The organism is Aeromonas sp. 603404, from assembly GCF_049171775.1.
Taxonomy (GTDB): Bacteria; Pseudomonadota; Gammaproteobacteria; order Enterobacterales; family Aeromonadaceae; genus Aeromonas; species Aeromonas veronii_A.
The window spans coordinates 90,909-107,829 of record NZ_JAAKPE010000003.1 but is presented as its reverse complement, the minus strand read 5'-3'; the positions used below and the strand labels follow the sequence as shown (position 1 = coordinate 107,829).

General features: G+C 60.0%; 16 protein-coding genes. 2 read left to right on the top strand and 14 right to left on the bottom strand.

Annotated elements, in window-relative coordinates:
• Positions 1-220 precede the first annotated feature (220 nt).
• The 3 genes from xthA to G5306_RS06170 form a co-directional block, all read right to left on the bottom strand.
• Positions 221-1,027, bottom strand: coding sequence for an exodeoxyribonuclease III (gene xthA / locus G5306_RS06180; RefSeq protein WP_100653387.1), 807 nt, complete (start codon positions 1,025-1,027; stop codon positions 221-223).
• Positions 1,028-1,142: 115 nt separating this feature from the next.
• Positions 1,143-2,105, bottom strand: a complete 963-nt coding sequence (locus G5306_RS06175; RefSeq protein ID WP_421312569.1) for an ion channel — start codon at positions 2,103-2,105, stop codon at positions 1,143-1,145.
• 66 nt (positions 2,106-2,171) lie between these two features.
• On the bottom strand, positions 2,172-3,818 hold the full coding sequence (locus tag G5306_RS06170; protein ID WP_421208669.1) for a tetratricopeptide repeat protein: 1,647 nt from the start codon (positions 3,816-3,818) through the stop codon (positions 2,172-2,174).
• Between the two features lie 295 nt (positions 3,819-4,113).
• Here G5306_RS06170 and G5306_RS06165 point away from each other — a divergent pair, with 295 nt between their 5' ends.
• Positions 4,114-4,539 carry an Hsp20/alpha crystallin family protein gene (locus G5306_RS06165; RefSeq protein WP_103250619.1) on the top strand — a complete coding sequence of 142 codons (426 nt, stop codon included), beginning with the start codon at positions 4,114-4,116 and terminating at the stop codon, positions 4,537-4,539.
• Positions 4,540-4,600: 61 nt separating this feature from the next.
• Here the strand turns inward: G5306_RS06165 and G5306_RS06160 are convergent, their stop codons facing one another.
• Positions 4,601-5,656 (bottom strand): FAD:protein FMN transferase, encoded by a 1,056-nt coding sequence (locus G5306_RS06160; RefSeq protein ID WP_421312568.1) that lies wholly within the window; start codon positions 5,654-5,656, stop codon positions 4,601-4,603.
• Positions 5,657-5,991: 335 nt separating this feature from the next.
• Here G5306_RS06160 and azu point away from each other — a divergent pair, with 335 nt between their 5' ends.
• A complete protein-coding gene (gene azu / locus G5306_RS06155; RefSeq protein WP_421312567.1) occupies positions 5,992-6,432 on the top strand; it encodes an azurin in 441 nt (146 codons plus the stop codon).
• Between the two features lie 115 nt (positions 6,433-6,547).
• Here the strand turns inward: azu and G5306_RS06150 are convergent, their stop codons facing one another.
• From G5306_RS06150 to G5306_RS06105, 10 genes are all read right to left on the bottom strand, one after another.
• Positions 6,548-7,105, bottom strand: coding sequence for a HutD family protein (locus G5306_RS06150; protein ID WP_421312566.1), 558 nt, complete (start codon positions 7,103-7,105; stop codon positions 6,548-6,550).
• 85 nt (positions 7,106-7,190) lie between these two features.
• Positions 7,191-7,850 (bottom strand): YceH family protein, encoded by a 660-nt coding sequence (locus G5306_RS06145; RefSeq protein ID WP_064336484.1) that lies wholly within the window; start codon positions 7,848-7,850, stop codon positions 7,191-7,193.
• Between the two features lie 139 nt (positions 7,851-7,989).
• Positions 7,990-10,128 carry a diguanylate cyclase domain-containing protein gene (locus G5306_RS06140; RefSeq protein WP_421312565.1) on the bottom strand — a complete coding sequence of 713 codons (2,139 nt, stop codon included), beginning with the start codon at positions 10,126-10,128 and terminating at the stop codon, positions 7,990-7,992.
• Entirely contained in the window at positions 10,125-11,318 is a 1,194-nt protein-coding gene (locus tag G5306_RS06135) for a sugar ABC transporter substrate-binding protein (protein ID WP_421312564.1), read from the bottom strand. The genes G5306_RS06140 and G5306_RS06135 overlap by 4 nt, the downstream gene beginning before the upstream one ends.
• 162 nt (positions 11,319-11,480) lie before the next feature.
• Positions 11,481-11,696 (bottom strand): YdcH family protein, encoded by a 216-nt coding sequence (locus G5306_RS06130; RefSeq protein ID WP_005337763.1) that lies wholly within the window; start codon positions 11,694-11,696, stop codon positions 11,481-11,483.
• A 276-nt stretch (positions 11,697-11,972) separates the two neighbouring features.
• A complete protein-coding gene (locus tag G5306_RS06125) occupies positions 11,973-12,584 on the bottom strand; it encodes a hypothetical protein (RefSeq protein WP_421298232.1) in 612 nt (203 codons plus the stop codon).
• Positions 12,581-13,942, bottom strand: coding sequence for an MATE family efflux transporter (locus G5306_RS06120; RefSeq protein ID WP_421312563.1), 1,362 nt, complete (start codon positions 13,940-13,942; stop codon positions 12,581-12,583). The genes G5306_RS06125 and G5306_RS06120 overlap by 4 nt, the downstream gene beginning before the upstream one ends.
• A 121-nt stretch (positions 13,943-14,063) precedes the next feature.
• Positions 14,064-15,887 (bottom strand): SulP family inorganic anion transporter, encoded by a 1,824-nt coding sequence (locus G5306_RS06115; protein WP_421232362.1) that lies wholly within the window; start codon positions 15,885-15,887, stop codon positions 14,064-14,066.
• A 71-nt stretch (positions 15,888-15,958) separates the two neighbouring features.
• Positions 15,959-16,549 carry a nucleotidyltransferase family protein gene (locus tag G5306_RS06110; protein ID WP_320656213.1) on the bottom strand — a complete coding sequence of 197 codons (591 nt, stop codon included), beginning with the start codon at positions 16,547-16,549 and terminating at the stop codon, positions 15,959-15,961.
• Positions 16,536-16,796: a GNAT family N-acetyltransferase gene (locus G5306_RS06105; RefSeq protein WP_033114285.1), complete on the bottom strand. Its 261-nt coding sequence runs from the start codon at positions 16,794-16,796 to the stop codon at positions 16,536-16,538. The genes G5306_RS06110 and G5306_RS06105 overlap by 14 nt, the downstream gene beginning before the upstream one ends.
• Positions 16,797-16,921 lie beyond the last annotated feature (125 nt).

Genomic DNA, 16,921 nt, shown 5'->3' with positions numbered 1-16,921 from the left:
AAGTTTTTCAATCATAGAGCATGAACATTGAACCCAAGCTGCTTGATCGAAAAAGTTCTCTCTGTTCTTCACAACAGAAGCCGTTCTGCTACTGGAAAATGGAGTAGGGAGTATCATATGAGAACTAGATTGCCGACAGGATAGTGCGTGCGATGACAATAGTCAGGAGGAAAAAGGGGGATAATTGTAGCGGGCGAGAGGAGCCCTCGCCCGCACTCAATCAGGCGAAGCAGGCCCAGATGGGAGCGTGGTCGGAGGGTTTCTCGATGCCGCGCAGCTCGTAGTCGATACCGGTCTCGGTCACGCTGTCCTTGAGGGCGTCGGAGGCCATGATGAGGTCGATGCGCAGGCCGCGATTCTCGTCAAAGCCCTTGGATCGGTAGTCAAACCAGGAGAAACGCTCGCACTCGGTAGGGTTGGCGGCGCGGAAGGTGTCGGTGAGACCGAACCCTTTCAGCCGCTCCATCCATTCGCGCTCGATGGGCAGGAAGGAGCACTTGCCATCCCGCAGCCAGCGCTTGCGGTTCGCTTCGCCGATACCGATGTCGAGATCGGTGGGGGAGATATTCATATCCCCGATCAGCACCAGCTGGTCGTCCGGCGTGTGATGAGTTTCGAGATAGTGCTGCAGATCCTCGTAGAACTTCTGCTTGGCCGGGAACTTGGTCTCGTGATCCTGGCTTTCACCCTGCGGGAAGTAGCCGTTCATCACCTTGATGAGAGAGCCGTCTTCGCGCTCGAAGGTCGCCATGATCATCCGGCGCTGGGCCTCTTCGTCATCGGTGGGGAAGCCTTTCTCCACCTTGACCGGCTTCTGCTTGCTCATGATGGCGACCCCATAGTGGGCCTTCTGGCCGTGAAACTCCACGTGATAGCCCATGGCCTCCACATCGGCCAGCGGGAAAGCCTCGTCGTGTACCTTGATCTCCTGCAGGCCGATCACATCGGGTTGGTGCTTGTCGATGATGGCTTGCAGCTGGTGCAGGCGGGCGCGCAGGCCGTTGATATTGAAAGAGATGATCTTCATGTCCGGGATGCTCATGTCATTTTTATAAGTGGCTATTGGACTAGGAATCGGCGGTGGATGCAAGTTCGGGGCGCGGGTCAGCACCAGTGGCCGACCCGCTTGGCAGGGAGAGGCGTCAGCGGGTCATCTTTTTGACGAATACCACCACAAACAGCGCCAGTGTGAAGCTGCCGGTGAAGGCTTCAAAGGCGGCAAAGATCCTGGAAAGCCCGACCGGAGTGAAGTCGCCATAACCCAGGGTGGTGAAGGTGACCACGCTGTAGTAGAGGCACTCCAGCAGGAAGATGGCGTTTTCTTCAAGAGAGGCTTCTGGTCGGTATATCAGATGATTGCCCGCGAAGTTAAGGCCGCAGAAGAAGTAAAAAATGCTGCAGATAAAGATGAGTAGCAACGAGAAGAGCACCACCCGCATCGGGGCCTCGCCATAGCCGCAGAAGAGATCGACCACCCAGGAGGTAAAACGCTGGGTCGACCAGAACGGCAGTTGCAGGCGGCGCATGGTGAGCTCCTGCTGGATATAGTTGCCGGACATGGTGAAGATCCCCTGTGCCTCGGAGGCTTTGCGCAGATCCCGGTAGGTCTCTTCCGCCTCCTTGAACCAGATGCGCGCCTGTTTGGGATCCCGTTCGCGGCGCCCCTTGCGATCCTGCATCACCCGTTTGCCGGTCTGCATGTTGTCGAGCCGGGTGTTGTGCCAGCGGATGCCGAGCAGGTTGACGTCATCGAGGGTGGCGCACTGGAGGTTGGCATCACTGAGATCGGCTTTCATCAGGCTGCCGCCCTTCATGCGCAGGCCGTAGAGGTGACCACCGCGCAGGTTGGCGCGATAGAGGTTGCACTGCTCCAGCAAAAATCCCTGATCGGACTCCTTGTTGACCAGATTGAGGCCCGCCAGATTGGCCCGTGACAGCTGCAGGCCGTGGCAGAGTCCGCCTGCGCGAACGTACTGTTCAAGCGCCTCGGCGGTGTGGGCTTCCTGATGGGTATGGTGGGGATCATGCCAGTGGCAGAGATCGTGCTCGCCAGCCTCTTCACTGCAGTGGCGGCCATCGGCCACCAGATAACGACACATCGCCATCTTCGTTTCCCTCGCATTGCCGAACTGGTTTCAGCATAGGCGGGGAAAAGGGGGCACGGCGGCGTCTTAGCTGAACTGGTTGAACTCCTGGCGCAGCTTGCGAAAACGCTCCTGCTGGGCCGGGTTGAGGGGGATGCCGTCGAGCACCTCCAGGGTCTCCTTGCATTCGGCACCAAACTCCGGGCTCTTGCGGTTTTTCTGCATCAGTTGCAGCAACACCTGGATCTTGTTGAGGGCGGCACCGGTATTGGCGGGCGCGCGGCGCAGGGCCTCGCGGAAGTGACCGAGTGCCTGTTCAAGCTCCCCGGCCTGATAGGCTTTGATCCCCAGATCGTTGAGCTGCTGGTAGCGCTGACGCCGCTCCAGTACCGTCTTGTCATCCCGGGTTGCCTGAATACAGGTGGTGAGCAGCCGGTCTTCGTCCTCCGCCAGCAGGCTCTGCAGGCTCTCGGCGTACTCAAACTCGCCGAGCTGATAGAGAGCGAGGATGGTTTCGCCAAGCAGGGCGGGGGGCATGGTGGCCGGTTCGTCGAGCCAGTTCTGGTTGGCGCGATAGAGCATCTTCTTGCCCTTGAGCAGCTCGCCCAGCGCGATCTGTACCCGAGCCTGACAGATCTGCTCGAACACCGGGTAGTTGAACTCCGACATCATCAACGAATCGCGGATGCGCGACAGGGCCGAATTGACCTGCTTTTGCAGGTTGGCGATGTGGTAGCTGTCGTTGCTGTTGAGGGCGTAGAGGGTCAGGGTCTGGATATAGGCCCCCAGATAGTGGGGGGTGCGGTGAATGGAGTTGCGGGACAGGTCGATCAGCGACAGCAACACATCCTTGGCCTGGGCATAGTCGTGGCGCAGCAGGCACACCTCCGCCAGTCGGCGGGAGAGTTGCACCGACTGGGGGGAGATGTCCACCGCCCGCCTGAGCTCTTGCTGCGCCTGCTCGTCATTGCCGAGGGCGAGTTGGGATTCCGCCAGCCAGAGGTGAGCCTCCACCATCAGCGGGGTATTTTTGAGGGTCGCCTGCAGATGGCTGACCGCCTCTTCATGGAGCCCCAGAGTGTTGCACGCCTTGCCCAGCGTCAGGCGGGCCCAGCTGTTCTCCTGGCCGGCCAGCAGCTGGCGCATCAAGGCGCGAGCCTCCTGTGCTTCACCCAACTTGAGGTGGGTATCGGCCTGCAAGCAGCGGCAGTAGTTGGCAAAACGGGGCACCGCATCGGCTCGCTCGGCACAGGCGGTAATGAGAGCCTGGAAGTTGTTGTCGGCCAGGGCGGTGAATACCGGTGCCAGGGCATGACGCCGGGCGAGGGCGCGTCTGAGGCGAAACGAGAACTGCTCCTGGGAGAAGGGCTTCATCAGGTACTCGTCGGGCTCGGCCTCCAGCGCACTCAGCACCATGGCGCGGGAGCTGTCGCTGCTCACCATTATCACCACGCTCTGGGGCGGGATCAGGCTCTGGTCACGCAGACTCTCCAGCAACTGGCGGCCATTTTCGCCGACCCCCAGATCGTAATCGATGAGATAGATGTCGAAGCTGCCCTTCTGGCAGCGACGCCGTGCATCCTCGGCGGTATTGGAGTAGGTGATGTTGCTGATACCCAGATTGATCAGCATCGCCTTCATCATCACCTGAAACGAGCGCTGCTCATTGACCATCAGAATGCGTTGTGGCTTGGCAGGGCTCTTCTTTTCTGACGCGTTTTCCGGTGTCTGCATTGTTCTGGGTCGAGGCGCTACGGGTTGATGGGAGAAAGTGTGCCACCAAAGCGTGTCAAGTGGCAATCAATGTGCTTTTGTCACGCAACTTTCAGTTTCCATGTCACGCTCTGCGCCTGGTGGCCAGGGCGATGTGGTTGATCCATATCAAATAAAGCTCAGATGGGGTGGCAGCACGCGGCACACTTTTTAGACTGATAGAGGGGGCAACGACAAGCCCCGGTCACATATAGGCCCCATCAGGCAGGTATCAGGGCCTGCCTCTGTTAGTCCATGAATCACGGAGGGATCAGAGATGAGTTTGCTACCAAGCCGTACCAGTCTGTTCGATGACCTGTTTCGCGATATGGCGTCCGGCTTCTATATTCGCCCCTTGCACGGGGACCCCTTGCCGAGCCAGATCAGGCTGGATTTGAAGGAGAGTGATGGCAACTATGTGCTGCAAGCCGAGTTGCCGGGGGTTGCCAAAGAGGACATCCATGTGGATATCCATGGTAAACAGGTGACGCTGAAAGCGGAGATCCGCCAGTTTGACAGCCAGAACAAGGATGAGCGAACACTGCGCAGTGAACGCTATTTTGGCAGTGTTTCACGCACTCTGGAGTTGCCGGTCGAGGTGGCGCTGGACAAGGTCAGCGCCAGGTTCGAGAACGGTATCCTCACGTTGCAACTGCCCAAGCAGGTGGAAACGCCAGCCCCTCACCGGGTGACCATCGAATAGCCCGTGACAAGTTCATCATCAACCGTAATGAGAAGGCCCCGTTATCGGGGCCTTCTGTTTATCAGTGCTTTTCTGTCGGTTGCTTCGCCAGATAGTGGGCGAATTGGGGCGTGTACTTGGCCTTGAACCCCTGTTCGGTCTTGATGATGAGATAGACCGCCAGCTTGTGCTGTTTGGCAAATGCCATACCCGCTTCGGGCCCCATCACCATCAGCGCGGTATCGAGGGCGTCAGCCTCAAGCGCGGTCGGGGTGATCACGCTGGCGGAGACCAGCTTGTGGGTGACCGGCTGGCCGGTGGCAGGATCGATGATATGGGAGTAACGCTGGCCATCCAGCTCGTAGTAGTTGCGATAGCTGCCTGCGGTGCTGAGCGCCATACCGTTGGGGATGACGATATCGGAAAACGCTCCCGGCTGATCGGAAGGTTCGACGATGGCCACTCTCCACGGTGAACCCTTGCTGTTGTGGCCCTTGCTGCGCACTGCACCGGCCACTTCGATCAGGTAGTTGTGTACCCCCTTGCCCTCGAGCAGGGTGGCGATTTCATCCGATGCCGCCCCTTCGCCGAGAGTGGAGAGGTCGAGATAGAGATCCGGGATCGTTTTTTCGAGCAGGAAGTGATCCCCTTGCGGGGTCAGGGTCAGCTTGTCGATGCCCACCTTGTGGCGGGCGGCGGCGATGGCTGCCTCATCGGGCCGCTTGACTGGCCGTTTGTCCGGGCCAAAGCCCCACAGATTGACCAGAGGCCCCACGGTCACATCCAGCTTGCCGTTGGTCAGCTTACCGGCATCAATCCCCTGCTGGACTATGATGGCCATGGCGGGCGGGATGGCAAACGGGGTATTGGCGGGCCCCTGATTGAAACGGGAGATGAGCGAGCCCGGATCGTAGGTGGAGATCTCCTTGTTCATCCGGGCCAGCAGGCTCTCTACGTCGCTTTTGAGGGCGGGCTCCCCACCGGGGTAGCTATCGCTCAGGGTCACCACATAGTAGGTACCCATGGTCTTGCCCTGAATACGGGTCTGGGCAGGCGGGGTGGGCTGGCAGCCGGCCAGCGCCAGCAGCAGGGTCAGCAGCAGGCCGCGCAGGGCCGCCACGGGGGTTATCGCAATCATCCGGCGCTCTCATCTGGAGAAGGTTCATATCGGGGCGCTAGCTTAGCCAAGGGGCGCCCGCCGGGCGAGCCCTGATGGGGGCAATCGGAGGGAAAAGGGCAGAAAAAATTAAACATTTTTGAACCTGTGGCTGGAGCGGGTCGTATCGTCCATCCGTGAGGGAGATAGTGGCGAGTAGAGCACCGTCTGGTGACCTAGCCCGCAGCTTTGGCCAAAACCCATCGCCGATTGAAAACAATTGAGTAAAATGAAGGTCGATTTAGACGGCATCTTTGCGAAGCGTTCACCGCATCCGCCAAGTCGTTGCCATCCATTGCCAATCAAAGGAGAAGATGATGAAAAAGGCGATTACCCTGCTGTTTCTGAGTACCCTGGCTGCCCCGGTTCTGGCGGATGAGTGTGCACTGGTCATCGAAGGCAATGATGCCATGCAGTACAACCTCAAAGAGATGAGCGTGCCGGCCACCTGCAAGGAGGTGACGGTCACCCTGAATCACACCGGCAATCTGCCCGTGACCGCCATGGGTCACAACTGGGTGCTGGCCAGCACCGCCGACTATCAGACCGTGGCGACTGCCGGGATGAGCGCCGGGGCCGAGAACGGCTATCTGCCCAAGGATGATCCCCGTGTGCTGGCTCACACCAAGCTGATCGGCGGCGGCGAGAGCAGCAGCGTCACCTTCAAGACTGACGGTCTGGCGGGCAAGGATCTCACTTTCTTCTGCTCTTTCCCCGGCCACTTTGCCATGATGAAGGGCTCCTTCAAGGTCAACTAAGGCGGTTACCGGCATCGAGCCGGTCGCCTGAATAGAAAAAGCCGGGATTGCCCGGCTTTTTCATCTCTGCTGTCTGAGTGTGGCGTGGCATGACTGCACACCGCCGACTTTTGTGCTATTTGGCCTGCAGGGTAAAGAAGGCGATGGCGGTCTTCTTCTGGCATTCGAAGTGAATGCTCTCTTCACCGGTCACCACCAGCGTCTCGTTGATAGCCACCTCTTTGCCCTGCACGGCCAGCTGGCCGCTCAGCAGGTGACAGAGGTAGGTCTTCTCTGGCTCGAGGGTAAGGGTCAGCGGGAAGGGGAGGTTCAGTACCCGCACGTTGGCGCTGATGCGATCCGGATGGTAGATAAGCCCCAGATCGGTCACCTCTTTTTTCAGCAACTCGCAGTGGGTCTCCTCATCGCCGCTAAAGTGCGCCGCCTCGAAGGTGGCGTAGGGGTGGCCGTTGAGCACAAAGCCAGCCCCGCTCACCGGCAGCAAAATGCGCTGATAGCCGGGAAAGGGAGAGAAGGGGCCCGCGCTCTTGATGGGGGCCGAGCTCAGTCGATAGTCAAAGTCGAGTTTGGCAAGGCTGCTCCCCTTGGGGGAGATGAGGATCTGGCTGGTGGTGCCCTGCTGGTTTTTCCAGGGCATCTTCTGGTGGTCTGACTCTTTAATCAGGGAGAGCACGGGCACTTCCTCACGATGAAAAAACGCAGGGAGCCGGGGACATCAGCCCCGGCTCCCTGATAGAGATTGGCGATGGTAAAGGCGATCAGCCCTGACCATCCAGCGCAGCCAGCCGCGCTTCCATGGCGGCGAGACGGCTCTTGAGCTCGTTTACCTCCTGCTCCAGCTCGCTCAGACGGTCGGCGGCAGGGGAGGCATAGGCCGCAGCGGGGGCAGCATCCATCATCGCCTGAATATCCACTTCGCCGCTAAACAGGTGGGCGTAGCGGGATTCGCGCTTGCCCGGCTCGCGCGGCAGCTTGACCACGTAGGGGCCACGCTCGATGAGTTGGGTCAGTACCGCATCCACCTCGGTGACATCATCGAAGCTGCAGAGGCGGTTGGTGCGCGAGCGCAGCTCCCCCGGGGTTTGCGGGCCGCGCAGCAGCAGTTCGCAGACGATGCCAAGCTCCTGGGCACTGAATTTCAGCTCGCCAAATTCGGTGTTGCAGAATCTGTGCTGGTAGCGGGGCACCCGGGCGTTGAAGCCTGCGGTGTTGACCACCAGCCGCTTGCGGATCAGCTCGTCTACCACAGCGCGGATATCGAGCTCGGAGAGCTCCAGCACCGGCTCGCGGTTGCTCTTCTGGTTGCAGGCGTTGACCAGTGCATTAAGGGAGAGGGGATATTGATCCGGGGTGCAGATCTCTTTTTCAATCAGACAGCCGATGACGCGGGCTTCCAGTGGGCCAAGTACTAACTCCATTTCCTACTCCCTTCCAAATCGAGACATCAAGAGCCCCTATCTTAGTCATGGTCCGCGCCGCGTCTAGCGTTGCGCGCCATTTTTGCGAGCTGATCAGGGCGTTGGCGAAAGGCTCGCCAACGCCGCAGACCTCCGCTTTTTATCGCAGCCCCTGATAGAAGCGCGCCTTATTGGCATACATGGCGTCGTCCGCCACCCGGCTCAGCTCCGCCAGGGGGGTCTGGTCGCTGCTGCTCCAGCCGATGGCAAAACGCAGCGGGAAGCTATGCTCCCCATGCCGCACGATGGCGTGCTGCTGGCTTGCCTCCAACCTGCCTGCCAGCAGCTGGCTGGCGAAGTGATCCGCCTCCGCCAGCAGCACGAACTCGTCGCCGCCGATGCGGAAAATCTTCTCATCCTGACGGCAGAGGGTGCGTAGCTGGTGAGCCATCTGGATCAGCAGGGCGTCGCCTGCCTCGTGCCCATACTGGTCATTGGTACGCTTGAGGCCGTTGAGATCGAGCATGAAGAGGGCGAGGTGACGCTCGGGATGACGTGCCAGCACCGCCTGATAGTGATGGAAGGTCTCTTCGAACGCCTGCCGGTTGGGCAGCCCGGTGAGGTTATCGGTGCGGGCGACCCGCGCCAGCTCGTCGGTGAAGAGGCGCCCCTCGATGCCCACCGCCAACTGCTTGGCAAACAGCCGCAAGATGGCCCTGTCTTCGGACTCCAGCCCTTCGGCGCTCACCATCAGATAACCAAACAGCACGCCACTTTGGCTACCGGGCAGAGTCATGATCTTCCAGAGTGCGTTATCCCACTGGCATTCGGAGTGTTTGATCTCCTCATCCATAAGTTGAGCCAGTTTCTCCTGCAGGGCATCCCGCAAGGAGGCATCGACCCCCTGGGTCAGGGAGTAGTGGGGCTGGCCATCGCGGCGGATCACCAGTCCCCAGCGGTGGCCAGGATAGAGCTGCGATAGCTGCAGCAGGGCGGAGCTGGCCAGCTCGGCAATATCGATATCCAGCTGCTGATGCAGACCGAACTGCAACCAGGATTGCAGGATATGGCGGCTGCGCTCCTCCCGGATCAGGGCCGAGCGCAGGGCGGTCGTTTGCGAGGCGACCTCTTGCTCCAGTTCGTCGTTGAATCCGAGCAGCCGCTGGTTGAAGGCCTCTTTCTCGCTATTGGCCTGCTGCAGTTGTTCATTTTGCTGATAGAGCGCCCGCACCTGATCCGAGATGGTGCTGGCCATCTCCTGTAGCAACTGGCGCACCTCGTCGTACTCCACAAAGCGCAGCGGTGCCTGCCGTTGCTGGTAGTTGCCCTTGCCATAGCTGCGCACCAGCGCGGCCAGCGAGCGCAGCGGTCGGGTTAGCCAGCGGGTGAGCCAGACGCAGCCGATGGCCACCAGCAGCAACATAACGGCGATGCTGACGGTCAGCAACTGCTGGGATTTATTGAGCTCGCTGACCCTGTCATTGCTGTAGCTGTAGAGGATGATGGTGGGGGTGATCTCCTGCTCCAGCTGGGGCCAGCCAATGGCCAGGGGCTGCGCCATCTTGCTTGGCTCCCTGTCATCCATGGCGTTGGCGCTCTGGTGAGCCCCTTCGTAGAGACGGTTCTCGCCCTGAGAGATCACCAGATATTCGCTCCCCTTGAGATAGGGTTCCAGCAACTGGGCCATCTGCCGCCAGGGGAGAATGGCCATCACGAAGCCGGAAGGGGTCTGCATCACCCCTGCGCGCTGGTGGTTGCGATAGATGGGGGCTACCAGCGCCAGCCCGCCGCTGCGGTTTTGCTCCATGTCGTCGACCAGCACGGGATCATCGACGGGCAGCAGCAGATGCTTGCCCTGTTTTGCCTCGCGGGTCTTGCCCCAGGCCATCAGCTGCGGCATCAGGTTGCTCGACTCGAGGTGGGAGGCCTGGCCATTGATGTACTCCACCACCAACCCCTTGTCATCGATGAGGTAGGCCGAGGTGAGCAGGCTGTTGGATTTGACAAAGGTGGCCAGCGCCAGCCGGGCATGGCTGGAGAAGAGAAAGTTGTCGAGGGCCTGGTGGAGTACCCGATCCTGGCTGAGCTGATTGAGCTGGGTGCCGATCAGCTCGCTGCGAAAGCGGGCTTCGCGGGTCATGCTGGTGAGGGCTCGCTCCAGCTGCGACTGCTCGCTCTGGGCGATGATCTGGTGCTGGCGGATCAGCAGCACAGTGCTGGCCAGCAGTGCCGGCAGCAGGGCGACGGTGAACAGGATGATGATGAGGGTCGGGCCGAGCCGAAAGGTGCGATGTTTCATGGTGTTTTGACCTGCCGGTACTGCTGATCGGCCAGCTGCTGCATATAGTGGGCGGTGTCGGCGGCACGGATCCCCTCTTTAAAGCGCTCGAACCCTTTCTCCATCGCTTGCCAGGCGATGGACATGGCGCTGTCGGAGGGCATGGGGGTACTGAGGGTGAACTGTTCCAGCAGCACTTTTTCCTGAGGCGTGGGACGGCGGCTGATGGCGGTAAAAGCCTGCTGATTGACTGGCAGCAGCGCCCCCTGATGATAGATGAACTGCTGAATATCCTGACGCTGGATAAAGGCCATCAGTGCCTTGATGACGGGTTTCCGATCCTCATCATCCATCGCCCAGCGGGAGGCTCCCATCACGTAGGCGCCGCTCATGGAGTGCATGGGATGGCTTTGCCAGCGGGGCAGCAGGGCGACGCCCAGCTTATCCCCCATGTTCTTCACCAGATCATTGAAGGCCCAGTCCCCATTGATGAGGTAGGCGCTCTTGCCCTCATTGAAGCGGGCGAGGGCGGTGTCATAGTCGCACTCGGGATCGACCCACTGTTCGCTGGCGACGGTGCGGTAGGCCTCCAGCGCCTGCACCATGGCCGGGCTGTCGAGGGTGATGCGCCCTTCGGTCACCGGCGAGCCGCCAAAGGTGTGTAAAAAGGCGGCGAAATAGTACATATCGTGATAGGGCCAGCTGACGGGGTCGACCCCCTTGGCCTTGAGGGCCGGGGTGATAGCAGTCAGTTGCTGCCATTGGGTCATCGGAGTCGAGACCAGCGCCTTGTTGTAAAACAGCATCAGATGGTTGCCCTGCATCATGGGCATGCCCCAGCGTTGCCGATCCAGGGTGACATAACGCAAGGCGCTGGCCATCAGCGCGGGGGAAAACCACTCGGCCGGGAGGGGAGCGAGGGTCATCTGGCGATAGAGGCCGATAAAATCGGAGGGGATCAGCATCAGGTCGGGCAGCCCCCTGGCCTGAGCTGCCAGCAGGAGATCCGCCTTGATCTTGCCCGGCTCAATCTGGGTGACCCGTACTCTGTGGTTCCCCTCCTGATTGAAGCGGGCGATCACGTCGTCGATCACGTAACCGGCTTGCTGGGAGTGCCACAGCTCCAGTTCAGGCTCCTGAGCTTGCAGGGGGGGGCTCAATGCGAACAGGCAAAGCAGCAAGAGATGATAAAAAGATCGTTTTCTGCTCATGTTATCATCACCGTTATTCCCTGAATTCCAAGGGAAAAATGTAACAAACTACCGGCAAGATCGGTAGGCTCGGGTGTCAACTAATTGACTGAAACAACAAAAAGCCCGGCGCGTGGGCCGGGCTGGGGGATAAATTGCTTATCCGCATATTCTTCGAGGCATCTATTGTGGATGTTGTTTGAGGATGTCGTATATCTCCTCTTTCAGTTTGAGTTTCTGTTTTTTCAGATCTCTCACCTCGGCGCTATAGTCGCTGGCGTGATGCTTTTCCAACTTTCTAATCTCCGCATCCAGGTCGTTGTGCAAGTCAAACTTCTTCTGGAAATGGACATCACTGCTCTTCAGTTTCGAGATGAGTTCTCTGTACTCTGGGAACATGTAATGGAGCCTCCTTGGTTTCGTTTGATTGTGCCTGTAAGACCAAAGCTACCCCTTAGTGCCGGGGATAAATGTGATCCTGATCGGATTTGGGGGCAATGATTTAGGGTATTCGGCGGGATATTTATAACTTGTTGAATCAAAACAAGATAAGTGATTTATCAATCTGAATGGTGAGCCAAACTGTGCGACAAGTCACAACAGGGGCAGTGTTGGCGTGAGGGTGCAGGATCAAAAAAGGGGCCGAGTGGCCCCTTTTTATGGATGCAGGCAACGTTACTCTTTATCTTCGTCCGCCTGCTCTTTTTTCTTTTTCTTCTCGGGCCGCGGCTTGCCATCGCGGTGGATCACCTTGCCTGCTTCAAAGCCAATCTGGGCCGCCAGCTCCTCCAGATCCGCCGACTTGGCCTGATCCCCGATGGCGTAGCGATAGTTGGCGATGGAGAGCTTTTCGGCCACCGGCGTGCCCGGGACGATAGGCTCGCGCCAGCCCTGGCCGATGTGGGCCACTAGGGTGCCGTTCATCAACAGCTCGCCGACGATCTCCTGAGTCGGATTGCCCTTGCCGTAGGTGAGACCCTGCGGGTGCTTCTTGCCGACCAGCGGCTCGTTGCTGGCGGGGATCAGCTTGGTGCGGATCAGCCACTTGGGCTTTTTGGTGTTGCCCACCGCCTTGCCGGTCTGGTACTCGTTGATCTTGATGGTCTTGATCATCTGGGCCATGAAGTCCTTGGTCAGCGCCTTCTGGGCGTCGCTGGTTTCATCGATGGCGATGGGGGCCACATACCAGGTCTGGGTGGCTTGAGCCTTGGGAGCGGCAGGGGCAGGTTGCGCCATGGCCAGGGGGCTGAGCAGGATGGCAGCCAGCAAGAGTCCTATCTTCTTCATTGTGATTCCGCTTTTGTTTCAACAAGAATTTTGTTTTGCCAGCGACGACTGCGCCAGCGCCAGAACATGGCCAGACCGCGCACCCACTCGTCGCAGGCCAGCGCCAGCCAGATACCGACCAGTCCATAACCCTGCATGATACCGAGGAAATAGGAGAGTGGCACGGCAATTCCCCACATGGAGAGCAACGCCATGTAGAGGGGGAAACGGGCATCCCCGGTGGCCCGCAGGGCGTTGATCACCACCAGATTGAAGGTGCGGCCGGGCTCGAGGATAAGGCTGATAAGAAACAGTTGCGCCACCTGGGTGATGATGTCGGCATCATCGGTAAAGAGGCTGATGATGGTACGGCCATTGAGGGCCGCCGCCACGGCGATGACGCAGGTGACCGCGAGCCCGAGCTTGAGGCTCTTGAGCAGTTGTTGATAGGCCCGGTCAAACTGTCTGGCGCCCGCCAGATGGCCGATGATGATCTCGTTGCCAAGACCGATGGAGAGGCCAAACAGCAGGATGAACAGGCAGATCTGGAAGAAGTAGGACTGGGTTGCCAGCGCCTTGTCCCCCAGCAGGCCGACAAAAGCGGTCACTACCATAAACTGCAGCATCCAGGAGAGGTTCTCGCCGGCGGCAGGCAGGCCGATATGGAGCACTTTGCCCAGCATCTCCCGGCTGGGGTGAACGATGTCGCGGATCTTGAGGTGGATGCCGGTTTTGCGGGCCACCAGCCAGACCAGCATCACCACGCCCACCAGACGCCCTGCTACCGTGCTGATGGCAACCCCGGCCACGCCCATCTGGGGCAGGCCAAACCAGCCGTAGAGCAGCAGCAGGTTGCCGACAAAGGTGATGAGGTTGACGATGAGAGTCACATACATCGCCTGACGGGTATGGCCGTGGGCGCGCAGCGTCGCCGCCAGACAGAGCGCCGCCGCTTCCGGCAGCAGGCAGAGGCCGATGATCTGCAGGTAGAGGGTGCCATCGCTCATCAGATTGGCTGGCAGGTTCATCAGCGCCAGCATGGTACTGGCACCGGCCATCACGCCGACAGCCGCCACCAGACCGATCAACAGGTTGAAGCCGATGGCGGTGTGGATCACCACCCTGCTGCGCTCCCGGTCACCTGCCCCCAGATACTGGGTGATCACCACGCTGGTACCGATACTGACGAAGCTGAACAGGGTGATGGCCAGATCGAACACCTGATTGCCGACCGCCAGTGCCGCGACCCCCTGATAGGAGACATGTCCCACCATGAAGGTGTTGAGCGCGCCGGTCAGAAAGTGGAGGGCGAGATCGATAAAGAGCGGCCAAGTCAGCGCAAAGAGCGTGCCCGGGCCTGCGTGGGATTGAGTTTGCATGGCATGTCCAACAGCTGGGACGGCACGATCTGGTGCCATCTGGTCGGGCATTTAACACCAAGCGCGGAGCGGGTGCAATCCTTGGCCGGAGACTCTCCGGCCAGAGGAGCTGGTCGGCGGATCAGGCCGGTGTGGTGCCCGCCTCCTGCTCGCAGGGGAGGGTAAGACGCGCCGAGTCGGGCAGGGTATCATCCTGTGGCCAGCGGGAGAGGATGGCATCCGTGGTGCTTTCGACCACATCGTCATCCCTGAACACCGGCTCGCGGTAGCAGCGGGTCATGCGCAGCGCCTGATACATGTCGGGACAGAGAATGATCCCCTCGTCGCCCACTCGCACTCCCGCCTGCTTGAGCCAGTGGGTCATCTGGCCGTGGCGCCCCGCCATCACCATATGAATGCCGCGTCGTTTCAGATCCTTGTGCAGCTCTCCCACCATGCTCATCACGCTGATGTCCTGATGGGTAAAGCAGGCGACGGCATCAATCACCAGACACTTGGGATTGTGGGGATCTTGCACCAGCAGGGCCATGACTCGCCGCTTGAAGTAGGGGGCGTTGAAGTAGGTGAGCGGCGAGTTGAAGCGATAGACCAGAATGCCCGGGATCGCCTTGGCCTGCTCGTTGTCCCCCAAGGTGCGCACCACCCCTTCGTCATCCATGCCGAGCAGCTGGTCGGTGGGGCGCATCACATTGCGCAGGAACTGGAACAGCCCCAGCAATACGGCGAGTGTGATCCCGGGGATCACCCCCATGGTGAGCACGCTGATAAAGGTGACCAGCGCCAGCCAGAAGGCGGCGCGGTCGGAGTGGCGCAGTGCCCAGAGGCCGCGAAAGTCGGTGAGCGACAGAGATGCCATCACCAGCACCACCCCGAGGGCTGCGGTCGGAATGTATTGCAGCGGCGCTGTCAGGTAGAAGGTGATGAGAGCGATTACTCCGGCAGCGATGATGGAGACCAGTTGGCTCTTGCCGCCGTTGGCATCGTTGACCGCGGTGCGCGAATCCGCACCACTGATGGCAAAGCCCTGGGAGATGGCCGAGGCGAGGTTGGCCATGCCGAGCGCCCGGAACTCCTTGTCCGCATCGATTTCATAGCCGTTCTTGGCGGCAAAGCTGCGGGCAGTCAGCATCATGGAGACGAAGCTCACCATGGCGAGGTTGAGGGCTGGCAACACCAGCTCCCGCATCAGTCCCGGGGGAAACTCCGGCATCTGGAAGGCGGGCAGGCCGGAGCCCACCTTGCCCAAAGTGGCGATATGGTACTGCCCGAGGTTGAGCGCCCACACCAGTGCGGCGGTAATCACCATGGCCACCATGGAGGAGGGCCAGGCTGGCCGGAAGCGTTTGGCCAGCAGCAGGGTGGCCAGTGCCACCAGACTCATGGCCAGGGTCGGCAGATGGGTCTGGGTTATGTAGGTGGTGCCGTTGGCGATCCGCTCGATGAGATAGCGCTCGCTGAAGGTGAAGCCGAAGATCTTGGAGAGCTGGCCCACCATGATGGTGATGGCCACGCCGTTGAGCAGCCCCATCAGGATCGGGCGGGAGAGAAAGTCCGCCAGCACCCCCAGCTTGAAGCGGCTGGCAATCAGACACCAGAAACCGGTCATGGCAGTCATGGTCATCACCAGCTGCCAGTGGCGGGTTGGGTCGCCAGCGGCCAGCGGTGTCACTACGGCGGCGATGACCGCACAGGTGGCGGCATCGGGGCCGACGATCAGCTGGCGGGAGGTACCGAACAGGGCATAGACCAGCATGGGCAGGATGCAGGAGTAGAGGCCGACGATGGCGCCGACCCCGGCGAGCTCGGCATAGGCAATGGCCACGGGCAGGGCCACCGCAGCGACCGAGAGTCCAGCGCGAAGGTCAGGCATCAACCAGGCGCGCTGGTATTGCAGCAGGGCGGCGAGGCCCGGTAGCCAGCGTTCGAGAGAGAAGAAGTCGCGCATTATTTAACCCATTGAGTTACAACCAGCTTTTACCCTAGTGTGCCCAAGGTTATCGAAAGATTGCAATCAGGTTATGGCCAGTTTACCTGAAGGTCAGGCCAGAGGGTCTGCCACTGCTTCTCCTTGATGCGCTGGGTGAAGATCTGTTTGTCCTGGCGGCATCTGGGGTTGGCACTCACTTGCAACGACCAGTTGATGGCAAAGCCATAGGGGGCAAGCCACTCGAACTCGCCATCTTGGGTCAGGCGCACGCCGATGCAGGTGGGCACCTCGACCCAGTGGCTGAGCGCTTCAAGGCTGCTGGCAAACGGCGCCACCAGCTGGCGAGTGTGCATGCGGGCCTGATTGCGCACTTCCCACTGTTGGCCGGGCAGCCGTTTGGCGAGCCAGGCTTCGTGCTCTGCTTCGGCCAGCCCTTGCGGGTCGCTGCTATCGAGGTAGATAAGGTCGATATCGTTGAGCGGGGTAGGGGTTGCCTTGTGATGCAGGTGATCCCAGATGAGGTTGCGGATAAAGCCAGCCCCCAGCGCCCAGTCGGGCAGATTGAGCTCGGCGGCTGCCTGCAGGCAGGCCATCCGCTGCGGATCGGCCCGCAGCAGCGCTTCGGTTTTGGCTTGGAAGGCGTGTTCTTGCTTGGGATCTAATGGCTCAACTATTGGCATTTCGGCGTAACCAGACGTCAATGTAACTGCAGCTGGGCACTATAGTGAGCCCCTCTGCCTGAGTCCAGTTGAAGAGGGCGCGGGCCAGCTGATCGGCAATCCCCTGCACCCGCAACTCGGGCGGTACAAAGGTGCTGTAGGCATCGATGGTCTTGGCATCGAGGCGCCGGTAGCGCAATCTCGACTCCTTTCCCTCCACCATACAGATGAATTGCTGCTGGTTGGCCTGATGAATGATGTCGCTCATGGTGGGCACCTCTGGCATGAAGATGGCTGTCTGCACAATAACTGTTAGCCAAGGTATAGAACAGATAACGGCAGCATGGGGTCAATATCCTCCCCTGATGTGCCCTCTCTGCGTCATATCGGGAT